Source organism: Micromonospora sp. NPDC003197, from assembly GCF_053590565.1.
In genome coordinates, this window is sequence record NZ_JBSFTE010000010.1 from 147,096 (window position 1) to 168,034 (window position 20,939).

The following is a 20,939-nucleotide window of genomic DNA, read 5'->3' on the forward strand; positions in this document are numbered from 1 at the left end:
TCCCGGCGCTCCTGCTGTGACCGTACGCCTGCCGGCGCAGTTGCGGAAGGGCATACCGCTCACGGAACGTCAGCGACGCTGGCTGATCTCCTCCAGCAGCCGCACGGCAGTGGCCACCCCCCGCTCTTCCCGTACCCGGCCAGCGAGATCGGCGGCGCGGGCCGCCATCTTCGGATTTCCTACGACAGCTTCGACGGCCGCAGTCAGGTTCTCCGTGGTCAGTCGCCGCTGGGCGATCGGAGCGGGGGCCACGCCGAGCGCCTGCATGCGGCGACCCCAGAACGGCTGATCGGCCACGAACGGGCAGACGATCTGCGGTCGACCGGCGCGGATCGCCTCGGCGGTGGTACCCGCGCCGCCATGATGGACGACCGCCGCCACCTGCGGAAACAGCAACTCGTAGGGCACTTCATCGAGCACGAACAGTTGGCCTGGCACCGGTTCGGCCGCCAGTCCGCCCCAACTGGTGCCCACCACCGCCCGCACACCCGTCCGGCGGACGGCCGCCAGAACGGCTGAGGTCGTACGCTGCGGATCGGATCCGGCCATGCTGCCGAAGCCGATGAAGATGGGTGCCTCGCCCTGGTCCAGGAAGGCGACGAGTTCGGCGGGCAACCCAGGCTGCTGGCCGGCGGACCGGCCTTCGAGATCTGCGGTGGCACCCGCCACGGACTGCGCTGGCGCACGGTCGACCTGGTCGAGGAACCAGTATCCGGTCATTGTGGCGGTAGCGGGCCAGTCGTCTGGCCGGGGAAGCACATGACGACTCATCGCGTGCAGCACCGGTGCCGAGCCGCCATCGGGACGTCGCAGCGGATCGTGTCGACCGGGTCGGCGGGGCAGACCGAGCTTGGCACGCCACCTGTCGACCGTGCGGCCGAACATCATCGCTGGTGCCTGCATCCCCAGGTACGTCGCGCGGTGCGCCATTCGGGGCAGTCTCGACGGAAATTCCTGGCCGGGCCACGGAAACTCGCGGGTCGGTACGTACATCGGTATCGGTAGTCCCAGGACCGCCGGCACGGCGAGCTTCTCCGCGACATGCTGACCGGCGACCACCTGACCGTTGTGGACGATCACGTCCGCGCCGGATCCCAGGCCCGTGGCCGCCACCGTCCAGCAGTCGTCCAGGACCTGGTCGAACATTGCCGGCAACCGCCTCGCCAACGCCGCCTTCGCCCGCATACCGCCGGTGGCGATTTCTCCTATGGCCGTGCCGGTGTCCAATACCCGCATCGGTCCGTCGTCCAGGGCGGCGAAGGCGACGCCGTGACCGCGTACGAAGTTGGCGAACCGTGCCGGCGCAGCCAACACTGCCTCGTGTCCCTGGCTGGTCAGTCCGGCGGCGAGCGCGACGAACGGTTGGACGTCCCCACGTGTGCCCATCGTGAGAATCAGAACCTTCATTTGGAGCCCAATCAGCGCGACGACAGAAGCAGCGCCGACCAGGCTTCCCGGCTCACCAGGGCCAAGCCTAGGTCAATGCCGCGATCGAGGACAAGCGACGGGTCGTACCGGTCGGCCACCTGAGGGATCATCACGAAAAACTCGACGCGGCACGTCCATTCGAACCGGGGTAGCATCGCCTTCATAGGCGCTGAAAAACGCGGCAAAGCGTCGCCGACAGCGTTCAGCCGGACAAAAATCCAGCAGCCAATCCGAGACTATTTCCCATCGCCTGTTTGTTCGGACGGCGCAGCCATGAGTCTCTTTCGTTCTTTCCTCGACAAATTCGAGCGAGTTTCGGAAGCCAGATCGGAGGTGTCATCGGTGTCAACCCTTTACGGCTGGGACGCCAGCGACTACGACGTCGACCGTGGACTCACCGTCGACCGAATACGCACTGCCCGGGCCCTCGGCATCGATTTCATGACCTACAAGGGGACGGAGCAATCTCGGGCCGGCACTTTCCACAGCCAGTACTACGGCATGATGTTGACCGCCGCCAAGGATGCTGGCATCCCCTTTCTCGGCATGTATGTGGTGGTGCACTCCGGAGTCTCCAGCACCGCCCAGGCGATCACCGCCATCGACTACGCGGACCGGCATACTCCCTGGTGGCGAGCGTTCTCCGGGTTTTTCTGGCAGATTGACCTCGAACGGTGGCCCACCGACGACGTACCGCCGATCGTGGGGGTCGACGTCGCCCGGGAGCTGGAGGCCCGGACCAACAAGAAAGCCGTCATGTACGCCTCCCGGGGCCAGTACCGTAACGGCGACCTCGGCAGCTATCCCCGGTGGAATGCGAATTACCCACATCGGGTAGCCGAAGACTTCAAAGCCGCCTATGCGCGAGCCGGCGGAGACGCCGGTCCTGGCTGGGTCCGCTACGGCCGACCCGTCCAGATGCCACGGATCTGGCAGTACACCGACTCGGCCATCATCGGCCATCAGCACACCTGCGACGCGGATGCGTTCCGCGGCACCACGGAAGACTTCGCGCAGATGATCGGCGCTGCCGCACCGAAAGGAGACGACACCGTGCTGGCAAGTTTCTTCGGTACGCCGTACCGCGACTCGTCATTGGACGCCACCGACACGTTCCACGCCATCAGGTGGAACACCGGATACTACGGCTGGACCATTCCGGAGGCGGGCACGATCAGTCAGCAGGCCACCGTCGACCTCCGGGGCCTGATGGCTGGCGACCTGGTCCGGGTACGCGCCGAGTACCTCAGCCCCGGTCATCCCAGCCCGGAGACGCCACTGTTGGCGCAGGAGATCGTCTCGTTCGACCCGAGCAGCACCGGCGACGTATTCGTGGTCACCACACCGAACGTGAACGTCGAACTGCCCGCCAACACCGACGTCCTGCTCCAGGTGGCGGTACGGCCCGCCGACGGCGACGCCACCCGAAAGCTGGTCTACGGCGAGCTGACCAGGATGAGTGTCCTGCTGTTCAATCAAGCCAACTGACCGGACGAGGGCTGATGTAGTGTTGCCGCGTTCAGCAGTGGCCAGACGCGAGGAGGTGGGACCCATTACCGCTGTGACAGGCCGGGTGCTCTCACCTCACGGCCAGGCGGTCACACCGAACTAGGTGACCGAGGGAGCGCCCTTCCGCGTTCCGAAAGGTTGCCATGTCGGCTTTCCCCGCACCGCTGTCCCGTTCCGTCATCGTCGCCAGGCTCCGGGCCGCTGGCTGCGTCTTCGCAGAAGACGAAGCACAACTGCTGATCTCCTCGGCCCGTACCCCGGCCGAACTCGCCGACCGGATGGACCAACGAGCCGCCGGACTGCCCCTTGAGCATGTCCTTGGCTGGGCCGAGTTCTGCGGACTACGCATCGCCGTAGACGCAGGCGTCTTCATACCCCGCCGCCGGACCGAATTCCTCGCTGAGCAGGCCAGCGAGCTCGCCCACCGAGTCGCAACAACCACCGGCACAGACGCCGCCCGACGGCGGCCCGTCGTCGTCGACCTGTGCTGCGGATCGGGCGCGGTGGGCATCGCCCTCACCGCCGCTTTGGATCAGATCGACCTGCACGCCGTCGACATCGACCCCGCCTCGATACGCTGCGCCCGCCGAAACCTCGGCGCGGCAGGTCAGGTGTACGAGGGAGACCTCTACACGCCGCTGCCCACCAAGTTGCGGGGTCGGGTGGACATCCTGGTCGCCAACGCGCCGTACGTGCCGACGGAGGCGATCCATCTGCTCCCCCCGGAGGCCCGTATCCACGAGCCTCGGATAGCCCTGGACGGCGGCACCGACGGGCACGCGGTGCAACGTCGGGTGGCTTCGGCCGCACCAGTGTGGCTGGCACCCGGCGGGCATCTGCTGGTCGAGACCAGCGAGCGGCAGGCAGCACAGACCGTCGAGATCTTCGCCAGCGTCGGCCTGACCGCAGGAGTGGCGCACTCAGCGGAGCGTGACGGCACCGTCGTGATTGGATGCATGCCTCGACCGATCCGTAGGGTGCCTGTGGCGACTCCGTATCCGGTCAGGGAACTTGAGCGGACAGGCCGCGGCGGTGGCGGGCCCACCACGAGGCACGCCGTGCCACGATGATGGCGACTATTGCCAGACCGGCGAGCAGCAACCACCAGATCCGGGAATGCGGCGGACCGTAGGAGGCCGGGCCGGCCTCCCTGATCGGCAGCGCCAGGTAGTTCGCCGCGATCGCCACATCCTCCGTGCCCTCGGGAAGGCTCAGTAACGGCTACTGCCCTGCGCGCTTGGTGTCGAGCACGACGATGCGGCCGGTATACGGCCCTGGGTCGGGAAACACGGTGAACTCAGTGTCGTCGTCGTCCCGAGCGCCCGGTGCCGGGTCGTGGAGCTGCACGACCGGTTCGGTGGGGGTGCGCCAACCGAGGACGGTGATCGAGGCGACCGATGGCAGTGTCGGGAAAGCGTGACCGAGCACCGGCTTTCCGGTTTCCGGATCGAGGAGTTCCAACCGCCATTGCCGGGTATACCAGGACACCGGGCATTCGGTGCAGGTCTCCCGACGGGCGATGACCAAGCCGCGCCCGTCGGGTGTCCAGGCCGCCGCACCACCCAGCCGGGACGCACCCAATGGAATCGTCCGCTCCGGCTGCTCCTCCCCGACCCGGTAGATGCGCAGCTCGCGTCCGACCTGTAGCGCGAGCCGACGGCCATCGGGGGACAGTGCCGCGCCGTACCCGAACGGGACGGATTCGCCGGGGACCGTCCACCGACTCAAAATCCGACCGTTGGCGAAGTCCCAGACGGCGACCAGGTGGATTCCGGCCTGGCCCGACACCTCGTCGGCGGTGCCGTATACCAGCCGCTTCCCGTCGGCGGACCAGGCACGGACCACACCCGGCACCGCTGCCCCCGGCTGGCCGGTGGTGAGATCAAGCAACTCGCCACCTCGGTACAGGTATCGCCCGTTCGGTGAGAGCACCGCCAGCTTCCCGGGTGGCTCATAGGTGAAGGGATCGAGAATGCGATACCGGTCCCCGTCAGCGGCAATCATCGCGATGCGACCCTCGTCGATATTGTTGCGGGTGTTACGGCCACCGAACACCATCGCGACCGGACCCGGCGACGCGTCGGTGGCCCGGGCAGTTGGCCGGACAAACCCCGATGACATGGCGGTCGCATCAACGGTGCTGAAGCCACACGTTCGGCTCGACGTAGACGCCCCGGTCCGCTTCCCGGTCGATGTGCAGGACACTCAGACCATCGGGGATGACATAGTCGCCGGAGTCGGGGAAGACCAGGTCGGTCCAGGTCTGCCACTCGGCGACGGTTCCGGTGATCACCTGTGACCGGGGAGCCGGTGCCAACACCCGGGCACCGAGCCGCCAGTGGGTCCGGACCCATGGATCCAGCGGTGCACCATCGGGCCGGGTCCACTCGACGTACCGCTCGATCGGGGTCAGCGGATAGCGGGCCTTGTGGGTGGGGCGAATTGGGCAGATGACGTGCACTGCTCCGGCGTCTTCGGCCAACTGCCGAAAGGCGGTCAGGAGTATGCCGGCCAGGCCTTCGCCTCTGCGGTCGAGCCGGACCTGGGCGGCAAGGATCGCCAGGGTGTCGGGGCGGTCATCGCCAGCGTCGTACGCGGCAAGCGCACGAACCAGGCAGTCGGTGTAGCCAGCGGGCAGGTCTTCGACCCGGCCATTCCACCGCAACGGCACCGCCCAGCCCGCCGCGACGACCTCCCCGTTGTCGAGTAGAACGAGTTCGAGGTCGCGGAAGAGCCCTCGGACCCGTCCGAGATACCGGTCCGTCTCCCGATCATGGAAGATGAACTCCGGCCAACCGTCGGTCAACAGCCGGGTCAGCTGCTCCTGCGGTCGGGGCCGGGCGTGCAACGGCTCGACAGTGATCGCCACGATCGTCCTATTGCCCGCGCGAGCCCGCACCACAGGATTGACCGGGCGGACGTGCTACGTCGAGATCGAAAGGGCTGGCCATACTCGAAACCCTTCCTGATACCCAAGCTACCGACAACGGATTTCGGCTGCGACCGACCCTCTACTGTCGACGAACAGTGGGAAGCCATCCGTCCGTTCCAGTCGTGCCACCTGGGCTACTGGGCAGGCGCTGCCGCCAACGGTTGGGGCGTCGCCACGGTAGGGGCCCGCGACATCGTCCGGGTGGCCTTCGAACAACTGGGCCTACATCGGATCGAGGCCGGCACCCTCCCCCACATCGCCGGTCAGTGGCAGGACCACGTCATGTACCAACTGATAGCCGACCACCCGGAATGACGGGGGCGGAATTCAGCGCCTCGATGGCCAGGTGGTTCACCGCGCGATAACTACACAACGTCACCAACTTGGTACCTGGGCAGGCTCGTTGGTCAGGAAGACGTCGATAATTCAACGGTGACCTGCCAGACGTGACCGTCCAGGTCGGCACAGAGGCCCGAGTAACCCCACGGCTGGGGCGAGGGCTCGGTGACCACATCGCCGCCGCAGCGCCTGACGCGTTCGATCACCTCGATGACCTCCCGCTCGGTGGCGACGGTCGTGCTCAGGATGCACTCGCTGACACCGGTTGGCGCGACCGCACGGTCGCCGAGGACCCAGCCGAATCCTCCGGTGGGGATGAGCATCAGCAGTGTCCGATCGTTGAGTTGATACTGCAACGGCTCGGGCACACCGTCCTCGGCCGGCTCGCCGACGGGGTCGAACCCGAAGGCATCGCGATAGAAGGCCATCGCCCGCCGCCGATCAGCGATGGGCAGGCTGATGACGAGCGTCCCGACAGACAAGGACATTGGTACTCCGTTCCGCTCTCCACTCCTCTAACGAGGCACCAAGATATCCGTCAGCACCGACAAAACCGGCGGAGAACGGATGGGTGGAAGCTATGCCAGCTCGGTCAGCCGATCGAGGCGGTCGCGGTGTGCCGGGGTCAGGTGGAGATTGGCCGCAGCGACGTTCTCCTCCAGATGCGCGATCCGGGCGGTGCCCGGGATCGGGAGCACTACTGGCGAGCGGCACAGTAGCCAGGCAAGCGTGACCTGGGTAGCGGTCGCGCCTAGCTCAGCTGCCACCGCCGCGATCTCGGCCCTGGCCCCCGACGTCCCCGCTGCGACCGGCCGCCAGGGCAGGAAGGCGATCCCCGCCGCCTCGCAGGCTGCGAGCACAGGCTCGTGCTCACGGTCGAGCACGTTGTAGCGGTTCTGCACGCTCGCCACGTCGATGATCTTTCGTGCCTGATCGAGTTCGGTGACGGTGATCTCGGACAGTCCGATTCGGCCGATCTTGCCTTCTGTCTGCAGGTCGCGCAGCGTACCGAGCTGTTCGGCGAGCGGGGTTTCCGGATCGATGCGGTGTAGTTGGAGCAGCTCGATCCGCTCCACACGCAGCCGGCGCAGGGCCTGCTCCACCTGAGCGCGCAGGACCGCCGGCCGCCCATCGAGTCGCCACTCGCCGTCCGGCCCCGATCGGGCAACTCCGACCTTGGTGGTGACGAGCAACCCCTCCGGGTACGGGTACAGGGCCTCGGCGAGGAGTTCCTCGTTGGCTCCCCCGCCGTACAGGTGGGCGGTGTCGATCAGCGTGACCCCCAGCTCGACGGCCCGCCGGGCGACCGCGAGGGAGGACTCACGCGCCGGCCCCGGCTCGGTCGGCAGGTGCATGGCTCCGAACCCGAGCCGCCCTACCTCCAGATCCCCACCGATTCGGAACGTATTCGTCGTCATATGTGGCCGCGCCCCCTCGCTCGGGGGGCAACGCTAACAGTCTTGTCAGCGAACTCGTTCGCCGAGTCGAAGACGACCTGGTCGCACGACCTCGGCATAGATCCCGAAGCAGGCAGCGCGGCCAAGTCCGGGTACGGAGACGCGATGATGCTTGGCCAGGGCGCTGAGTAGCAGGCGGTCGGCGGGGAGTTGTCCGTGGCCAAGTCCCGGTACCACGCAGCGCGGCGTCGGCACTACCACCCGGAGTACGACATCACCCATGCGCAGTTCCTGACCGGGTTCTGGGTCGTGCGCGGCGTCGATGACCAGATTGGGACGGAACCGTGCGGCCGTCACCTCCGTACGCCCCAGTTGCTGGCCCAGGAGGGACAGCGCGCCGGTGGTCACGATGTGGATGGCGCCAAAGTCGACGAACCGGCCGTCGAGCTGCGCGTTCCCGACCGCAGTGAGGGTTTCCTGCCCGGGACGGGCATCGTGCATCCATTCAGGCACCAGGCCGACCTCATCGGGCAACTGCCGGTGGAGTTTGGCGTCGGGCGGCAGTTGCCGACTCAGCCGCACCGGACGGCCCAGGTGAGCGCTCAGCACGGCGTCCGCCTCGGCGGTGCCAGCGCGCACTTCACTCCCCGCGACTCGCAGCATCAGATCCGGCCCGTCCGCGTCATCGCGCAGATTCGTACCGACGTCGAGCAGCCGTCCCCACCGCCCGGGGTGTTTGGCGCTACCCACCGTCCCGTCCACGGCATCCAGACATGCCCAGGTACGGTCACCGCGCAGCCCTCCGGGTTCGACGTCTGCCACCTCAAGGGTCTCGCCCTGCGCACTCTTCACCGGATAACGGTGGATCTCGACAACCGGCGTCCGTACTCAACCCCCGCACTGGGTATCGATCAACGGGTGCGTTCTGCCTCGCTCCGCTCGATACAGAACTCGTTCCCCTCGGGGTCGAGCAGCGTCACCCAGCCACGCCCGTCGGGTGCGCGATGGTCCTCGTACACCTTTGCCCCGAGAGCGACGAGCCGCTCCACCTCTTCGTCGCGGCTCCGCTCGGTCGGCACCCAGTCGAAGTGAATCCGGTTCTTCACTGCCTTGCCCTCCGGAACCCGGATGAACAGCAGGCCCGGCACCGGCGACGGGGCTTCGACGAGGACCTCTGGCTCGCCCGGCTCATCCTCATCGGACACCGGCCACCCGGTCACCTTGCTCCAGAACTGCGCAAGTTCATAGGGATCGGCACAGTCGATGGTCACATGACGAATGATCATCTGGCGATCCTAGCGATGGTGATCAAACGCGATCCGCACCGCCGTCGGTCCCGGATTCCACACCTCGATGTTTAGCGGACACGGCCGCCGTCGTACCGCGCTCGGAAATAGCCGGTCGAGGCGCATCGCGGATCCCCGACTGGTCACTTCCGCTCAGTGACGCGATCTCAGCATCGCGGATGCGTCGATTGGGCCGACGCGGTTGATCTACCTAAAGCAGGCGGCCCCGGATATTGACGTAAAGCCCTTGCAGGCAACGCCCTTGGTATGAGTGATCGCCAATAGGATGGCGACCGTGGGATACCTCGTAGAACCCTCGGGCCGCCTGCACCTTCCGCAGTCCGACGACGCCGCTGCCGTCGCCGCCGCCAAGGCCGCCATGGCCGAACCGCCTGGTTGGTTCGCCCCAGATGAGCCTGCTGCAAGCGAGACCCTGGCCGAAATCGCGGAGGCGGCGGCAGCCTTCATCAGCCGCGATGGCGACTGGATCGAGTTTGGTTACGACGATGCGGGAGACCCCAAGTGGTCGGATCAGGCTACGGCCTTCTACGTCGCGATTGCGCCCTTCGTTCGCTCGGGAGTCGTCCACATTAAGGGCGAAGACGGTTCCCGCTGGTCCTACACCTACGCTCATGGGCAGATCACTCAGCAGGGCTGGAACGGTTGGGATGCATCCATCGAGCCATTTGGCGAGCCCGTGGAGCCCTGCCATCCGGCCGGCCGTAGACGTCAGCGACCAAGGGCGGCACAGTCGAGCGCCATCTGGCGGATGATCATCAAATGGTCCCGGCGAAAATGATCAAAATCGACCTACGCCGTTATCGATCCCCACTTCCATATCAAGGTCCAGCAGGCACGTCCACATCGATACTCCTCGGCAGCTACGGAATGTGTGGCTTGTTCCGATTCGGGTAGACCACGCCGCTCACTGCGGCCGGCGCGATGCCGCCCGGCTCGAAACGAAAGGCGCTGCCATGCCCATCAGCGATGAACGCCGGAACGACAACTACCTGAAGCAGTCCGGCCGCAAGCAGTTGACCTCCCGGCAGCGTCGGCGGGCCGAGAAGAAGAAAGCCGCACGGGGCGGTGATCGCTCGGCTCGTTGATCAGTCGGACCGTCCGACATGGCTGCACCACGCCACTTTCCGAAGCGCACCGAACCGCGCTTCAAAATAGCCGGTCGGAGGCGTGTCGCGGGCCCCTGACTGGTCGCTTCCGCTCAGTAGCATTGCGTGCGTGAATATTCACCAGTCCCCGTACCGCCGACTCGGGCGACTGCGTCTCGCGCTGGCCCCCACGCCCAGCCGGATGCTGCTGATCGGGCTGGCCCTGGTGCTGGCCTTCGCGGTCACGGCGATCATCTCCGGGTTGGCGACGAGCGCGTCGGTCAACGCCGGTCGAGAGATGGTGACCAGCGCTGCGCGGATGAGCGCCAACGCGCAGGCTCTCTACCGGTCGCTGGCCGAGGCGGACGCGGCCGCGACCGGTCGGTTCCTCGCCCCACCCGACTCCGGCCAGCGAGGTGAACTGGACGGGCGTTACCAGCGGGCGTTGTCCGAGGTACGCCGACTGCTCGGCGAATCCGCCGGCTACGTCGGCGCGGACCCCGACCGATCGGCGAGCCTGGCCCGGATCGCCAACCAACTACCGGTCTACGTCGGCCTCATCGAGAAGGCACAGGGCCTGGCCAGTGAGCCGCGCACCGAGCCGAAACGCGCCCTGCTCGGTGCCGCCTATCTTCGTCAGGCCTCCGGCTATCTGCGCAACATCCTGCTACCGGCGGCGGAGCGGCTCTGGGGCGAGGAGACGAGTCGACTGCGCGAGGCCCGCCGGGGCGGTCAACTGGCGCTGGCCGGGTCGATCGGCATCGCCCTGGCGGCCCTCGGTGCGCTGTGGTGGAGCCAGCGCTGGTTACGTAACCGCACCAAACGTCGGATCAGTCCCGGACTCGCCCTGGCCACCGTCGCACTGATCGGGACAGTGGGCTGGTTGGTCGGGTCATGGCGACACTGGCCGCAGGCCGACGAGCGGCTGTCGGTGGCGGGCGAGCAGCTCGACGAACACTGGGAACTGATCCGGATCCAACGAAGCGCGCTCCAAGCCCGCGCCGACGACAACCTCCGGCTGGGCGGCAACAGCAACCAGTTCAGCATGGCGGAGATGCAACGACGGTTCCAGGAGAACGCCGGATGTACCGGTACCGACGAACCGGACCTCGCCGCGATGACCCGGCTGATCAACGCCTGGTGCACCGCCCAGAACAACGACGTCCACGAGCGGGAACTCGTCGGCGAGCACGCGCTCGCGGTCACCGCCGCACTACCCCAGGGCAGTGTGGCCACGGCCTTCGAGGCGTACGACGCCGAGCTGACCCGCAAAATCGACGAACGTGGTGACGCCATCTACCGGGAGCTGGCCCGTACGCCGTCCGCGCCCGACTCGATGGGGTCGGTCGTACTGGTGCTGTGCCTGATCGCGACAGTGGGTGTGGCCGTGGGCATCTGGACACGAGTGAGGGAGTACCAGTGAGGATCATTCCGGCCCGCCATCGGGTCGCCGCCGGACTGTTCGTCGCGACACTGGTCAGCACCGCCGGCTGCGGCAACGCGTACCAGCCACCACCGGTGGCCTCCCCCCGCCCGGTCGGGGCACAGCAGCCCGCCTCGCCTCGGGTGCCCCGGAACGTGCCGGAGTGCGACGCGCGACAGAGCCTGGCCGCCGATCCGGCCCGGCCGCAGAAGTTCGTCGAGCAGGGCTACATCCGGGCCGGAGTGGACCAGACGATGACCCGGATGACCCACCGCGATCCGGCGACCGGCGAATTCAAGGGCTTCGACATCGACCTGCTCCGCGAGATCGCCAAGGAACTCTTCCCCGACCGGGACCCCCGGGACACCATCCGCTTCGTTGTCGTCACCTCCGCCGAACGGCAGGAACGGCTCCGGGACGGCACCGTGGACATCGTCGCCGACTCGATGACCGCCACCTGTGAACGCGCCACCGAGGTCGCCTTCTCCACCGACTACCTCGACTCGGGGCAGACCGTGCTGGTCCGAGGCGACTCGCCGTACCAGGGAATCGGTGACCTGGGCGGCAAGCCGGTATGCGCGGCCACCGGCACCACCTCGATCGGTCACCTGATCGACCGGCCGGAAAAGCCGGTACCGGTGTCGGTGCCGAACTGGACCGACTGCCTGGTCATGCTCCAGCAGAGACAGGTGGAGGCGATCTCCACCGACCACAACGTACTGCTTGGACTGCAGGACCTCGACCCGTCCACCCGGCTGGTCACCAAACCACCGCCGACCCGGCCGGCCGGCGACACCTCCTGCGACTGGCACGTGGAGCCGAAATCGGCATGCACCTGGTTCAGCGATGAGCCACATGCCATCGCCTTCCGACAGCAGGACACCACCTTCGTCAAGTTCGTCAACCACGTACTGCAAAAGCTGCGGGACAACGGGCGGTGGGAGGAGATGCACCGTACGTGGCTGCCCGAGCATCCGGACAACGGACCGCCACCCGCCCGGTACGGTCCCAACCCGGTCTGGCCGCCAGGTCTGTGAGCCCGCCGATGAGCGAACCTCTGGAGCACGAGGACCCCGGCACGGAGTTGGACCGGCTGCGGGCCGAATGCGCGCGGCTGGCCGAGGCGCTGGTCGTCCCCGACGATGACGGCTACCGCCACGTCGACCGGCATGAGGCCATCGGGGAGACCGCACGGGTCTGGCAGGACGTCCAGTGGCGGATCAACGAACTGGCCGCCCAACTGGCCGCCGCTACGCAACTGCTCGATCGGGCCGCCCTGGTACGGCAGCGCCAGCCGGCGGATCGCGTCGAGTTGACCCGGATGTTGCGCGGCCCATGCGAGGTGGTGCTCATTTCGGCGACCGGGGCTCCCGCGGAGGTGGTCCGGCAGCCATTGCCGGAGGTGATCGCCGCAGCGGGCGAAAATCACTCGGCAGTGCTGGCAGTCACCACGGCGGTCGATGCGGCCCGGAGGGCAGCGGTCGACCGCCTCGCCTCGCTCGCCGAACGGCTCGCCAACCTGGACGGTCCGGCGGGAGCCGTGCGCATGCCGACCGCCGTACTGACCGAGCTACGGGCGGAGCTGGACCTGTTGCGGGCCGGCGCCGACCGTGATCCGTTGGGTGCTGCCGAGGGTGCGTCCTGGCAGGCCCAACGGGACCGACTCGACGGCCGGATCACCGAGGTGGCGGCCCGGATCGGCCGGGCCGAGCAGCTACGCCACCAACTACCCGACGCCGTCGACGAACTCCGCATGCTGATCGGCCGGCTCGACGCTCACGAAACCGAGGCGCGGCTGGCCTGGCGGGGCTTGGCCGCCGTGCCCGGGGAGGCGGCCGTCGGCGCACCCGAACCTCGGGCCGGCACGCTCCGGGCTCGGCTCCGGCGCCTTGAGCAGCGCTGCCGGCAGGACGAATGGTGGGACGCGGCCGGCGAACCGGAGGCCGCCCCGCAGCTCGGTGCCGAGGTGGCCAGCGCGACGGTGCTCGCGGAGCGCACCCGGGACACGGCGGTGGCGCACCGGCGGCGGCTGGCCGAGTTCCGGGTCGAACTTCGGGGCCGGCTGGAGGCATTCCGACACAAGGCGATCAGCCTCGGCCGATCCGAGGACCTGATGCTGACCGACCTCTACGACGAGGCCCGGCGACTGCTGCGCGCCGATCCACTGGACGCGTCCGCAGCGGACCAGGCGGTCTGGCGCTACCAGAGTGCGGTGAACGAGGAGGCACAGCCGTGACGACCTGTCTCGCCCGGGACTGCCCGGGTGCCGTCGACCCGGACGGATTCTGTCTCAAATGGGGACACCAGTGCCGTGGCCTGAGCGGGGACAGCGGCGACTCGGATCCGGGCAGCAACGGCTCCGGTCCAGGCGGCAGCGGGCCGGGTGCCAGGGGTACTGGCTCCAGCGGCGGCACCGGCAGTGGCACCGGCAGTGGTGGCACGGGTTGGGCTGGGCTGGGAACGATGGCCGGCATGGGCGGGGGAATCGGGTCGGCAGGGCAAGTCGCCACCCGCCTCTGGTTCGGGCTGGTGCAGATGCCGGTGGTGCCGCCGCGCGACCCGATGACCGCGATCCGCGTCGACCACGCCGTACCGGAGCCGGCCCGGCTCTGTGGCAAGTCGACCTGCCGGCGGCCGGTGGGGCGTACCGAGGGGACCGACGCGGGGCTCGCCGAAGGCTTCTGTCCCCGCTGCGGCACCCCGTTCTCGTTCGTCCCGCCGCTGCACGAGGGTGATGTCATCAAGCAGCGCTACGTGATCCAGGGCTGCATCGGTTACGGCGGCATGGGCTGGATCTTCGCCGCGCGGGACGAGGACATGGACGGCAGCTGGCGGGTGCTCAAGCGCCAGCGGGCCGCCGAGGACGCTGCCTCGGCCGAGGCCTTCGTCGGGGAACGCAAGGCACTGATCGCCCTGGACCACCCCAACATCGTCAAGATCTACGACTTCGTCCGCCCGGACGCGGCCGACGGTACGCCGTACATCGTGATGGAGTTCGTCGGCGGCCGCTCGTTGGACGAGATGCGCCCCCGGCCCCCCGGGTGGGGAGTCTCCGGCCCGCTGCCGCTGGAGCAGGTGCTCGGCTACGGGCTGGCCATCCTGGACGCCTTCGAGCACCTGCACGAACAGGGCTGGCTCTACTGCGATCTCAAGCCGGACAACGCCATGCACGTTGGTCACCGACTCAAACTGCTGGACCTGGGAGCCGCCCGGCGCGCCGGTGACCTGGACAGTCCCATGCTGGGCACTCGAGGGTTCGAGGCCCCGGAGATCCGCGACCAGGGCGCTCGGGCCGCGTCGGTGCAATCCGACCTGTACACGGTGGGTCGTACCCTCGCCGCCCTCAGCCTCGCCGCGAACACCGGCCAGTTCGTCAGCCGGTTCCCTGACGGCCAGTTCCTGGAATCCCCACCGCAACTGCTGGTCGAACACGAGTCGTACCGTCGGTTGCTGGTCCGGGCCACCGACCCGGACCCGGCCCGACGTTTCGACAGTGCCGCCACGATGCGTGCCCAGGTGCGCGGCGTCCTGCGGCAGGTGCTGGCCGAGCGGGGCGAGGAGCCTCCGCCGGAGGCGTCGAGCCTGTTCGGGCTGCCACCTCGGCCGTTCGGCGCGCACGAGGACCTCACCGAGCCGGTGGCGGCGACGACGATCGCCACCACGCTGCCCGCGCCGCTGGTGGACCTGGCCGACCCGGGCGCCGGCTTCCTCGGCTCGATCGGTGCCGTCCGGCCGGCGGAGCTGATCGCGCTGCTGAGCCGGGCTCCGGAACGCACTCGGGACGTGCTGTTGCGGCTGGTGCGGGCGCATTTGGAGGCCGGGCATCCCGAAGCCGCCGCCGAGACGCTCGCCGAGGCCGCATCCCGGGACGATGGCGACGACCGGGACTGGCGGTTGAGCTGGCACCGGGGGCTGGTCGCCCTCGCCAGCAATGAGATCGCCGCCGCCCGGGACGAGTTCGACACCGTGTACGGGTTGGTCCCCGGCGAGCTCTCCGCTCGGCTCGGCCTCGCCGCCGCCACCGAACTTACCGGTGACACGGCCACCGCAGCCCGCCATTATGCGGCGGTCTGGGCCACCAACCGCGCCTCGATCAGTGCCGTCTTCGGTCTGGCTCGGACCCGGCTGGATCAGGGCGACCGGCGGGGTGCCACCGCCGCCCTGGAACAGGTGCCGGAGACCGCCAGTCACCGGGTGCCGGCGCAGATCGCCAAGGTACGCGTCCTGCTCAGCACCGAACCGGCGGCCGGTCCGTCGGAGGCAGACCTGGTCGACGCTGCGGCAACGGTCGAGGGCCTGCCGGTGACCGGGTCCACCCGGGATTCGTTGACGGCGGAGGTGCTGGAGGCCGCGTTGGCCTGGCGGCTCCCCCGGCAACGCGGATCCTCCGGCCAGGTGTTCGGGGTCGCACTCGACGAGTCGGCGCTGCGCCTGCGACTGGAGCGGGCCTACCGCTCGCTGGCCCGACAGAGCATGCGCCGCCGGGACCGGGTCGCGCTGGTCGATCGGGCGAATGCGGTACGCCCCTGGACCTGGACGTGAGAGCGAAGTCAACGGACCTTCGACACCCTCGACGACAACGCGGTGACCGTACCCGACGACCCGGGAGGCAGGCCGGTGGAGACCCGCCCAAGCTTCGACATAACCTCGCACTACGAGATGTACCTACCGACCGAGGGCAGCCTGGTGGACATCGTCGCCACCGTACGCAGTACCCGGACGGAGGCGGAGGCGGACGCCCCCGCGCCGGCGGCCGCACCACGGCTGGCCGAGGTGATCCTGTTGGACTGTTCCGGGTCGATGGGTGCCCCGGCGACCAAACTGTTCCAGGCACGTAGGGCTGCGGCAGCGGCGATCGATGCGCTCCGGGACGGCGTCCTCTTCGCGGTGGTCGCCGGTACCCACCGGGCCGAGATGATCTATCCGGGTGAGCCCAGCCTGGTCCCCGCCACCGATCGGCGGCGCGCTGCCGCCAAGGAGGCGCTACGGCGGATCGGTGCGGGCGGCGGAACGGCGATGAGCACCTGGCTCCGCCTCGCCGACCGGATCTTCACCGGGCAGGCCGGAGCCATCCGGCACGCCATCCTGCTGACCGACGGAAAGAACGAGAGCGAACCGCTGTCCGAGTTGGAGGCGGCGCTGGCCGCCAGCGCCGGCCGGTTCACCACCGACTGCCGGGCCATCTCCGACCGGCCCGGGGTGGACACCTGGCGAGGCACGGAACTGCTGCGCATCGCCGACGCGCTCGGGGCGAACCCGGTGGTGCCGGTGGAGGATCTCGACCGCCTCGCCGGTGAGTTCACCGACATCATCTCGGCGGCGATGAGCCAGCGGGTGGGTGACGTACGGCTCCGGGTTCGCACCTCGGCGCTGGCCACGGTGCGGTTCGTCAAGCAGGTGCATCCCACCATCGCCGACCTCACCGAACTCGGCGAACGGGTGGACGAACAGACCATCGAATATCCGATCGGAGCCTGGGGTGACGGGCACCGCGACTATCACATTGGCCTGTCCGTGCAGCCGATGGCCGCCGGGGAGACGAGGCGGGTGGGCTGGCTGAGCCTGCTGGTGCCCGGCCCGGGCACCGACGGCGGGGTCGAGGAGGTGGGGCAGTCGGCCGTGGCGGTGGAATGGACCGAGGACATCGCCCGCTACACCGGAATCAACCCCACCGTCGCCCACTACACCCGGCAACACGAACTGGCGGGGGCGATCCGGGCGGCCTGGGAAGCATTCGACCGGCGTCGGCTGGCCGAGGCGGAGACGCTGATGGGCCGAGCGGTGGCGCTGGCGTACCAGGCGGGTGCCCACGACAAGCTCGCCGTCTTCGCCCGCGTGGTGGAGATCAAGGACGCCGCCGCCGGGCTGGTCCGACTCCGACCGGACGTGGACGCCGGGCACTGGCAGGTACCGACGGTGACCGGTCACCACACCCAGGCCTGGGGTACGGCTGGCCCGGTGGCCGTCGGACCCGAGGCGGGAGTGCCGGCCCAGGCCGAGTCGGACCCACCGCCCCCCGACGAGGCCTGCCCCCGGTGCCAGACTCGGCGCCGGGGCCGCTTCTGTGAGCGGTGCGGCTACGACTTCGTCACGGGCACCGGTGGGCGATGAAATGTTGAGTGAGGCCGACAGCATCGCGTCGATCATCGGTACCTCACTCGCGCTGCTCCTCGCCGCGATCGGTGGCATCGCCGCCTGGCGACGCCACCGGGAGAGCCGGTCCGAGGCAGCCGCACCGGTACGCAGCCTGCTCTCCACCCAGCGCAGTGGAGTACTCGCGCACGCCCACCGGTTCCTCGACGGCAACGTCTCCCCGTTGGCCGTGGTCTACGTGCCGCAGCGCATCCTCGGCGACGGTGGCGACGGGAGCCCGCCCCCTGCCGCCGGAAGCGTGGCCACACCGGTCGCAGCGGACCGGTTACTCCACACCGACCGGCATGTGCTGCTGATCGGTACGGCCGGCAGCGGCAAGACCGCTTTCGTCGGGCATGCCTTGACGGAGCGGGCCCGAAGCTGGGCTGGCCGTACCCGCGCCCATGGTCGGAAGGTTGCCGAGGTGGGGGTGACCATCCCAGCGACCGCCCTGATCGGCCGATCGCTGCCCGAGGCGATCGCCAGGACGTACCGGTCCGAGCTGCCGCAGTGGCTGCTCGTCCAGCGCCCCGCCCCGCACGCACGCTGGTTGGTGCTGGTCGACGGGCTCGACCAGATCACCGACAGCAACGTCCGGTCCCGGGTCCTCGGTCAGCTCCGGGAGTGGGCGGGCCGGACCGACCATCCCTACCGTCTGCTGCTCACCACCCGCCCCCTGGCCGAGGAGGAGAGCACCGCGCTGCGCGACCGCTTCGCCGAGCACCGACTGTTGCCGTTCGACGAGGACGACCTGGCGAGCTTCGCCCGACGCTGGTTCACCGCCCGCATCCCGGACCCGACCCGAGCGGCAACTGCCGGCGAGCGGTTCCGCGCCGACCTGGCCCAGGCGCGGCTGGACGAGCTGGCGTACCACCCGCTGCTGGTCACCCTCGCCGCCCTGACCTGGGAGCGGCGCTCCGGGCCCGTACCGGACGGGGCCGAGTTGCCCCCGCTCCCGCCGGGCCGGGCCGAGTTTCTGGACCGATTCGTCACCCACCTGGTCGCCGGGGCAGACGCCGCGGTCGACACGTTGGTCGAGGCGCTGCGTCACCGCGCTGGCCCGGGGACGACCATCGCCGACTGGCTGGCGGAGCATGTCGGTGAGGTGTTCGAGGCGGCTGCCGAGGGATATCTGCGGACCGGCCGGGCGGTCCCCGAGGCGGTGTCGTGGATCGACCGGCACGCACCCGCGGCTCCGACCGGTCTGCTTCCGGACTGGCCCAACCGGATCGCCGCGTTGCTGGTCGGCACCGGTTTGTTCACCCCTCTGGGGGTCGATGTCGAGCCGGTCGCCCACGGGGTCGCGGAATACCTGGCGGCCGGTCCGCTGGCCCGGTCCTGGCACGAGGAGCGGTGGCTGACGCTGATGGCCGATCCTGCCACCCGGGGCATGGCGGGTTTCGTGCTCGCGCGCGCCGGTCTGGAGACCGAGCCGTTCCTCCGCCGATTGGCCGACGGCCCTGATGACCGGGTGCTGGCCGTGGGCCACCTGCTGGCCGCCGGCACCCCGGTCGGCCCGGAGGTCCGTGACGAGGTCCTCGCCGCACTGCTGCGCACCTGGTACGAAGGCAGCGGACGGGTCGCCGCCGAATGCCTGTCGGTACTCGGCGCCCTCGTCACCACCCCGTCGCTACGCCAGGCCATCTACCACATCGCCACCGATTCCCGCTGGCCACGACGGGTACGTGGAGCCGCCAGCACGTTCATCGCGGTGCCGGCACTGCGTCAACGTCCGGGAACCGCCGACCACCCGACGGGGTGATCGATGACCGGAATGTCGCACCGCCGGGCGACGACACGCCCACCCGCCGGGCGCCGTGGCCCTACACCCGGCATTCGCACACCTGTCGGGTAACTTCGTCACCTGGCCCTGCCAGCACCACTCGACAGGAGAAGTTCCAAGCATGGGTAGAAAGACCGTTCACGTCTCCGACTTCAGCGGTATGGTCCTCCAGCCGGACGACGAGGTGGTCCGGGTGGTCGTCCTGGAGCATCCGGACCTGGTCGCCGGTCCCGTGCAGTTGGACGCCCGGCCCATTGAAATCGAGAGCATCGACGACGCGGCCCTGGACGTCGCGGTCGTGGAGATCCACGACCGGCACGGCGGCGGCGAGCCGCGCCGAGTGACGCTGACCGCCGGCGAGTTCGACGCTCTGGCCACGGACGTGCCGATGGCCCAGTTGCTGCGGACCGCCGAGCGGATCCGGCCGCCGAAGGGCAGCCGGAAGAGCGCCGAGAAGGTCGACTACGCCACGTTGGAGCACGCGGGCAAGCCGCACCGGGGCAAGGTCACCGAGGAGGAGGCGCTTCTCGTCCGCGACCAACTGGAGGAGATCAACAAGCGGCTCGCCGACGAGGGACTTCGGCAGATCGATCCAGCCGACCCTGACCACGCGGCGCGGTACGGCTTCCCGCTGTCGGCCTGACCACACGGGTAACGAATGGACGCCGGCCGCTCGCCTGTTGCGGCCGGCGTCTCGTGAAAATTCTTTACCACGACGTCTTTCGATAGACAGCTATTCCTGTCAACCTGGCATCTACCAACTGCGATGTCAGGAGGCCCTCATGTCCCTCCGCCGCTTCACCATCCCCCTGGTCACCGCCCTCGCGGTCGTACTCGGCATCGCCCCGCCCGCGCAGGCCGATCCGATCACCTACACCGCCCTCGGTGACTCGTACTCCTCCGGCACCGGCACGCGGGAGTACTACCCGGACAGTGGGGACTGTCTGCGCTCCGCACACGCCTATCCGGTGCTCGTCGCCAACCGGTCCGGTGCCACGCTCACCTTCGCCGCCTGTTCCGGTGCCAAGGTAGCCGACATCCTCAATGGTCAACTGGCCAGCCTCACCAGCGAAACCGACCAGGTCACCGTCTCCGCCGGCGGCAACGACGTCGGCTGGAGTTCAGTGATCACCGAGTGCGCCAAACCGTGGCCGTACACCTGCTGGGGGAAGATCGACAACGCGGAGAACCAGATCCGCAACACCCTCCCCGGCCAACTCGACCAGCTCTACGCCCGGATCCGGGACCTCGCGCCCACCGCCCGAGTGGTCGTCGTCGGTTATCCCCGGATGTTCAACGGCGAAGAGTGCAACGTGATCGCCCGAATCTCCCCCGGCGAGCAGGCCGAACTCAACTCCGCAGCCGACCTGCTGGCCACGACCCTCCAGGCGCGGGCCGCCGCGCACGGGTTCGGTTTCGTCGACGCACGTGGTCCGTTCACCGGACACGCCGTCTGTGACGACGTCGAATGGCTCAACGGGACGTCCCTGCCGATCCGCGAGTCGTACCACCCCAACCGAGCGGGCCAGGCCGGATACGCAAACCTGGTCGACGCCGCGCTATCCAACTCGGCGGTGCCGGCCGCCGCGTGAGCGGTTCCCGCC

20 protein-coding genes are annotated in these 20,939 nt (G+C 68.8%); 13 read left to right on the forward strand and 7 right to left on the reverse strand.

The window, feature by feature from the left end:
- Nucleotides 1-69 precede the first annotated feature (69 nt).
- Entirely contained in the window at nt 70-1,407 is a 1,338-nt protein-coding gene (locus ACWDV4_RS13810; RefSeq protein ID WP_449978055.1) for a glycosyltransferase, read from the reverse strand.
- 363 nt (nt 1,408-1,770) lie between these two features.
- Between ACWDV4_RS13810 and ACWDV4_RS13815 the strand changes: the two genes are divergently transcribed.
- The gene (locus tag ACWDV4_RS13815) at nt 1,771-2,916 is read left to right on the forward strand and encodes a hypothetical protein (RefSeq protein ID WP_449978057.1); all 1,146 of its coding nucleotides are present in this window, start codon (nt 1,771-1,773) and stop codon (nt 2,914-2,916) included.
- A gap of 164 nt (nt 2,917-3,080) precedes the next feature.
- Complete coding sequence (locus ACWDV4_RS13820) at nt 3,081-4,007, forward strand: putative protein N(5)-glutamine methyltransferase (RefSeq protein ID WP_449978060.1); 927 nt, start codon at nt 3,081-3,083, stop codon at nt 4,005-4,007.
- A 151-nt stretch (nt 4,008-4,158) separates the two neighbouring features.
- Here the strand turns inward: ACWDV4_RS13820 and ACWDV4_RS13825 are convergent, their stop codons facing one another.
- Complete coding sequence (locus ACWDV4_RS13825; protein ID WP_449978062.1) at nt 4,159-5,058, reverse strand: WD40 repeat domain-containing protein; 900 nt, start codon at nt 5,056-5,058, stop codon at nt 4,159-4,161.
- Between the two features lie 10 nt (nt 5,059-5,068).
- Nucleotides 5,069-5,806, reverse strand: a complete 738-nt coding sequence (locus tag ACWDV4_RS13830) for a hypothetical protein (protein ID WP_449978065.1) — start codon at nt 5,804-5,806, stop codon at nt 5,069-5,071.
- On the opposite strand from ACWDV4_RS13830, the gene ACWDV4_RS13835 reads away from it, so the two are divergent.
- Nucleotides 5,711-6,184, forward strand: coding sequence for a GNAT family N-acetyltransferase (locus ACWDV4_RS13835; protein WP_449978067.1), 474 nt, complete (start codon nt 5,711-5,713; stop codon nt 6,182-6,184). The two genes, ACWDV4_RS13830 and ACWDV4_RS13835, sit on opposite strands and share 96 nt — an antisense overlap.
- Nucleotides 6,185-6,276: 92 nt before the next feature.
- Here the strand turns inward: ACWDV4_RS13835 and ACWDV4_RS13840 are convergent, their stop codons facing one another.
- The 4 genes from ACWDV4_RS13840 to ACWDV4_RS13855 all read right to left on the reverse strand — a co-directional run bounded on the left by ACWDV4_RS13840 (nt 6,277) and on the right by ACWDV4_RS13855 (nt 8,891).
- On the reverse strand, nt 6,277-6,696 hold the full coding sequence (locus ACWDV4_RS13840) for a VOC family protein (RefSeq protein WP_449978069.1): 420 nt from the start codon (nt 6,694-6,696) through the stop codon (nt 6,277-6,279).
- A 90-nt stretch (nt 6,697-6,786) separates the two neighbouring features.
- Entirely contained in the window at nt 6,787-7,626 is an 840-nt protein-coding gene (locus ACWDV4_RS13845) for an aldo/keto reductase (protein WP_449978072.1), read from the reverse strand.
- A 45-nt stretch (nt 7,627-7,671) separates the two neighbouring features.
- Entirely contained in the window at nt 7,672-8,472 is an 801-nt protein-coding gene (locus ACWDV4_RS13850) for an MOSC domain-containing protein (protein ID WP_449978226.1), read from the reverse strand.
- 44 nt (nt 8,473-8,516) lie between these two features.
- A complete protein-coding gene (locus ACWDV4_RS13855) occupies nt 8,517-8,891 on the reverse strand; it encodes a VOC family protein (RefSeq protein ID WP_449978075.1) in 375 nt (124 codons plus the stop codon).
- Between the two features lie 295 nt (nt 8,892-9,186).
- Here ACWDV4_RS13855 and ACWDV4_RS13860 point away from each other — a divergent pair, with 295 nt between their 5' ends.
- The 10 genes from ACWDV4_RS13860 to ACWDV4_RS13905 all read left to right on the forward strand — a co-directional run bounded on the left by ACWDV4_RS13860 (nt 9,187) and on the right by ACWDV4_RS13905 (nt 20,927).
- Complete coding sequence (locus tag ACWDV4_RS13860) at nt 9,187-9,690, forward strand: hypothetical protein (protein WP_449978076.1); 504 nt, start codon at nt 9,187-9,189, stop codon at nt 9,688-9,690.
- A gap of 175 nt (nt 9,691-9,865) precedes the next feature.
- On the forward strand, nt 9,866-9,997 hold the full coding sequence (locus ACWDV4_RS13865) for a hypothetical protein (protein WP_449978078.1): 132 nt from the start codon (nt 9,866-9,868) through the stop codon (nt 9,995-9,997).
- Nucleotides 9,998-10,127: 130 nt separating this feature from the next.
- Nucleotides 10,128-11,420 (forward strand): hypothetical protein, encoded by a 1,293-nt coding sequence (locus ACWDV4_RS13870; RefSeq protein WP_449978080.1) that lies wholly within the window; start codon nt 10,128-10,130, stop codon nt 11,418-11,420.
- Nucleotides 11,417-12,457 carry a transporter substrate-binding domain-containing protein gene (locus tag ACWDV4_RS13875; RefSeq protein ID WP_449978082.1) on the forward strand — a complete coding sequence of 347 codons (1,041 nt, stop codon included), beginning with the start codon at nt 11,417-11,419 and terminating at the stop codon, nt 12,455-12,457. The genes ACWDV4_RS13870 and ACWDV4_RS13875 overlap by 4 nt, the downstream gene beginning before the upstream one ends.
- 8 nt (nt 12,458-12,465) lie before the next feature.
- Nucleotides 12,466-13,656, forward strand: coding sequence for a hypothetical protein (locus ACWDV4_RS13880; protein ID WP_449978085.1), 1,191 nt, complete (start codon nt 12,466-12,468; stop codon nt 13,654-13,656).
- Nucleotides 13,653-15,962, forward strand: coding sequence for a tetratricopeptide repeat protein (locus ACWDV4_RS13885; RefSeq protein ID WP_449978088.1), 2,310 nt, complete (start codon nt 13,653-13,655; stop codon nt 15,960-15,962). Before ACWDV4_RS13880 ends, ACWDV4_RS13885 begins: the two co-directional genes overlap by 4 nt.
- Nucleotides 15,963-16,037: 75 nt before the next feature.
- Nucleotides 16,038-17,531, forward strand: coding sequence for a VWA domain-containing protein (locus tag ACWDV4_RS13890; protein ID WP_449978091.1), 1,494 nt, complete (start codon nt 16,038-16,040; stop codon nt 17,529-17,531).
- Nucleotide 17,532: 1 nt separating this feature from the next.
- Nucleotides 17,533-19,314, forward strand: coding sequence for an NACHT domain-containing protein (locus ACWDV4_RS13895; protein WP_449978093.1), 1,782 nt, complete (start codon nt 17,533-17,535; stop codon nt 19,312-19,314).
- A gap of 142 nt (nt 19,315-19,456) precedes the next feature.
- A complete protein-coding gene (locus ACWDV4_RS13900; protein WP_449978095.1) occupies nt 19,457-19,978 on the forward strand; it encodes a hypothetical protein in 522 nt (173 codons plus the stop codon).
- Between the two features lie 139 nt (nt 19,979-20,117).
- Nucleotides 20,118-20,927, forward strand: coding sequence for an SGNH/GDSL hydrolase family protein (locus tag ACWDV4_RS13905; RefSeq protein ID WP_449978096.1), 810 nt, complete (start codon nt 20,118-20,120; stop codon nt 20,925-20,927).
- Nucleotides 20,928-20,939: the final 12 nt, after the last annotated feature.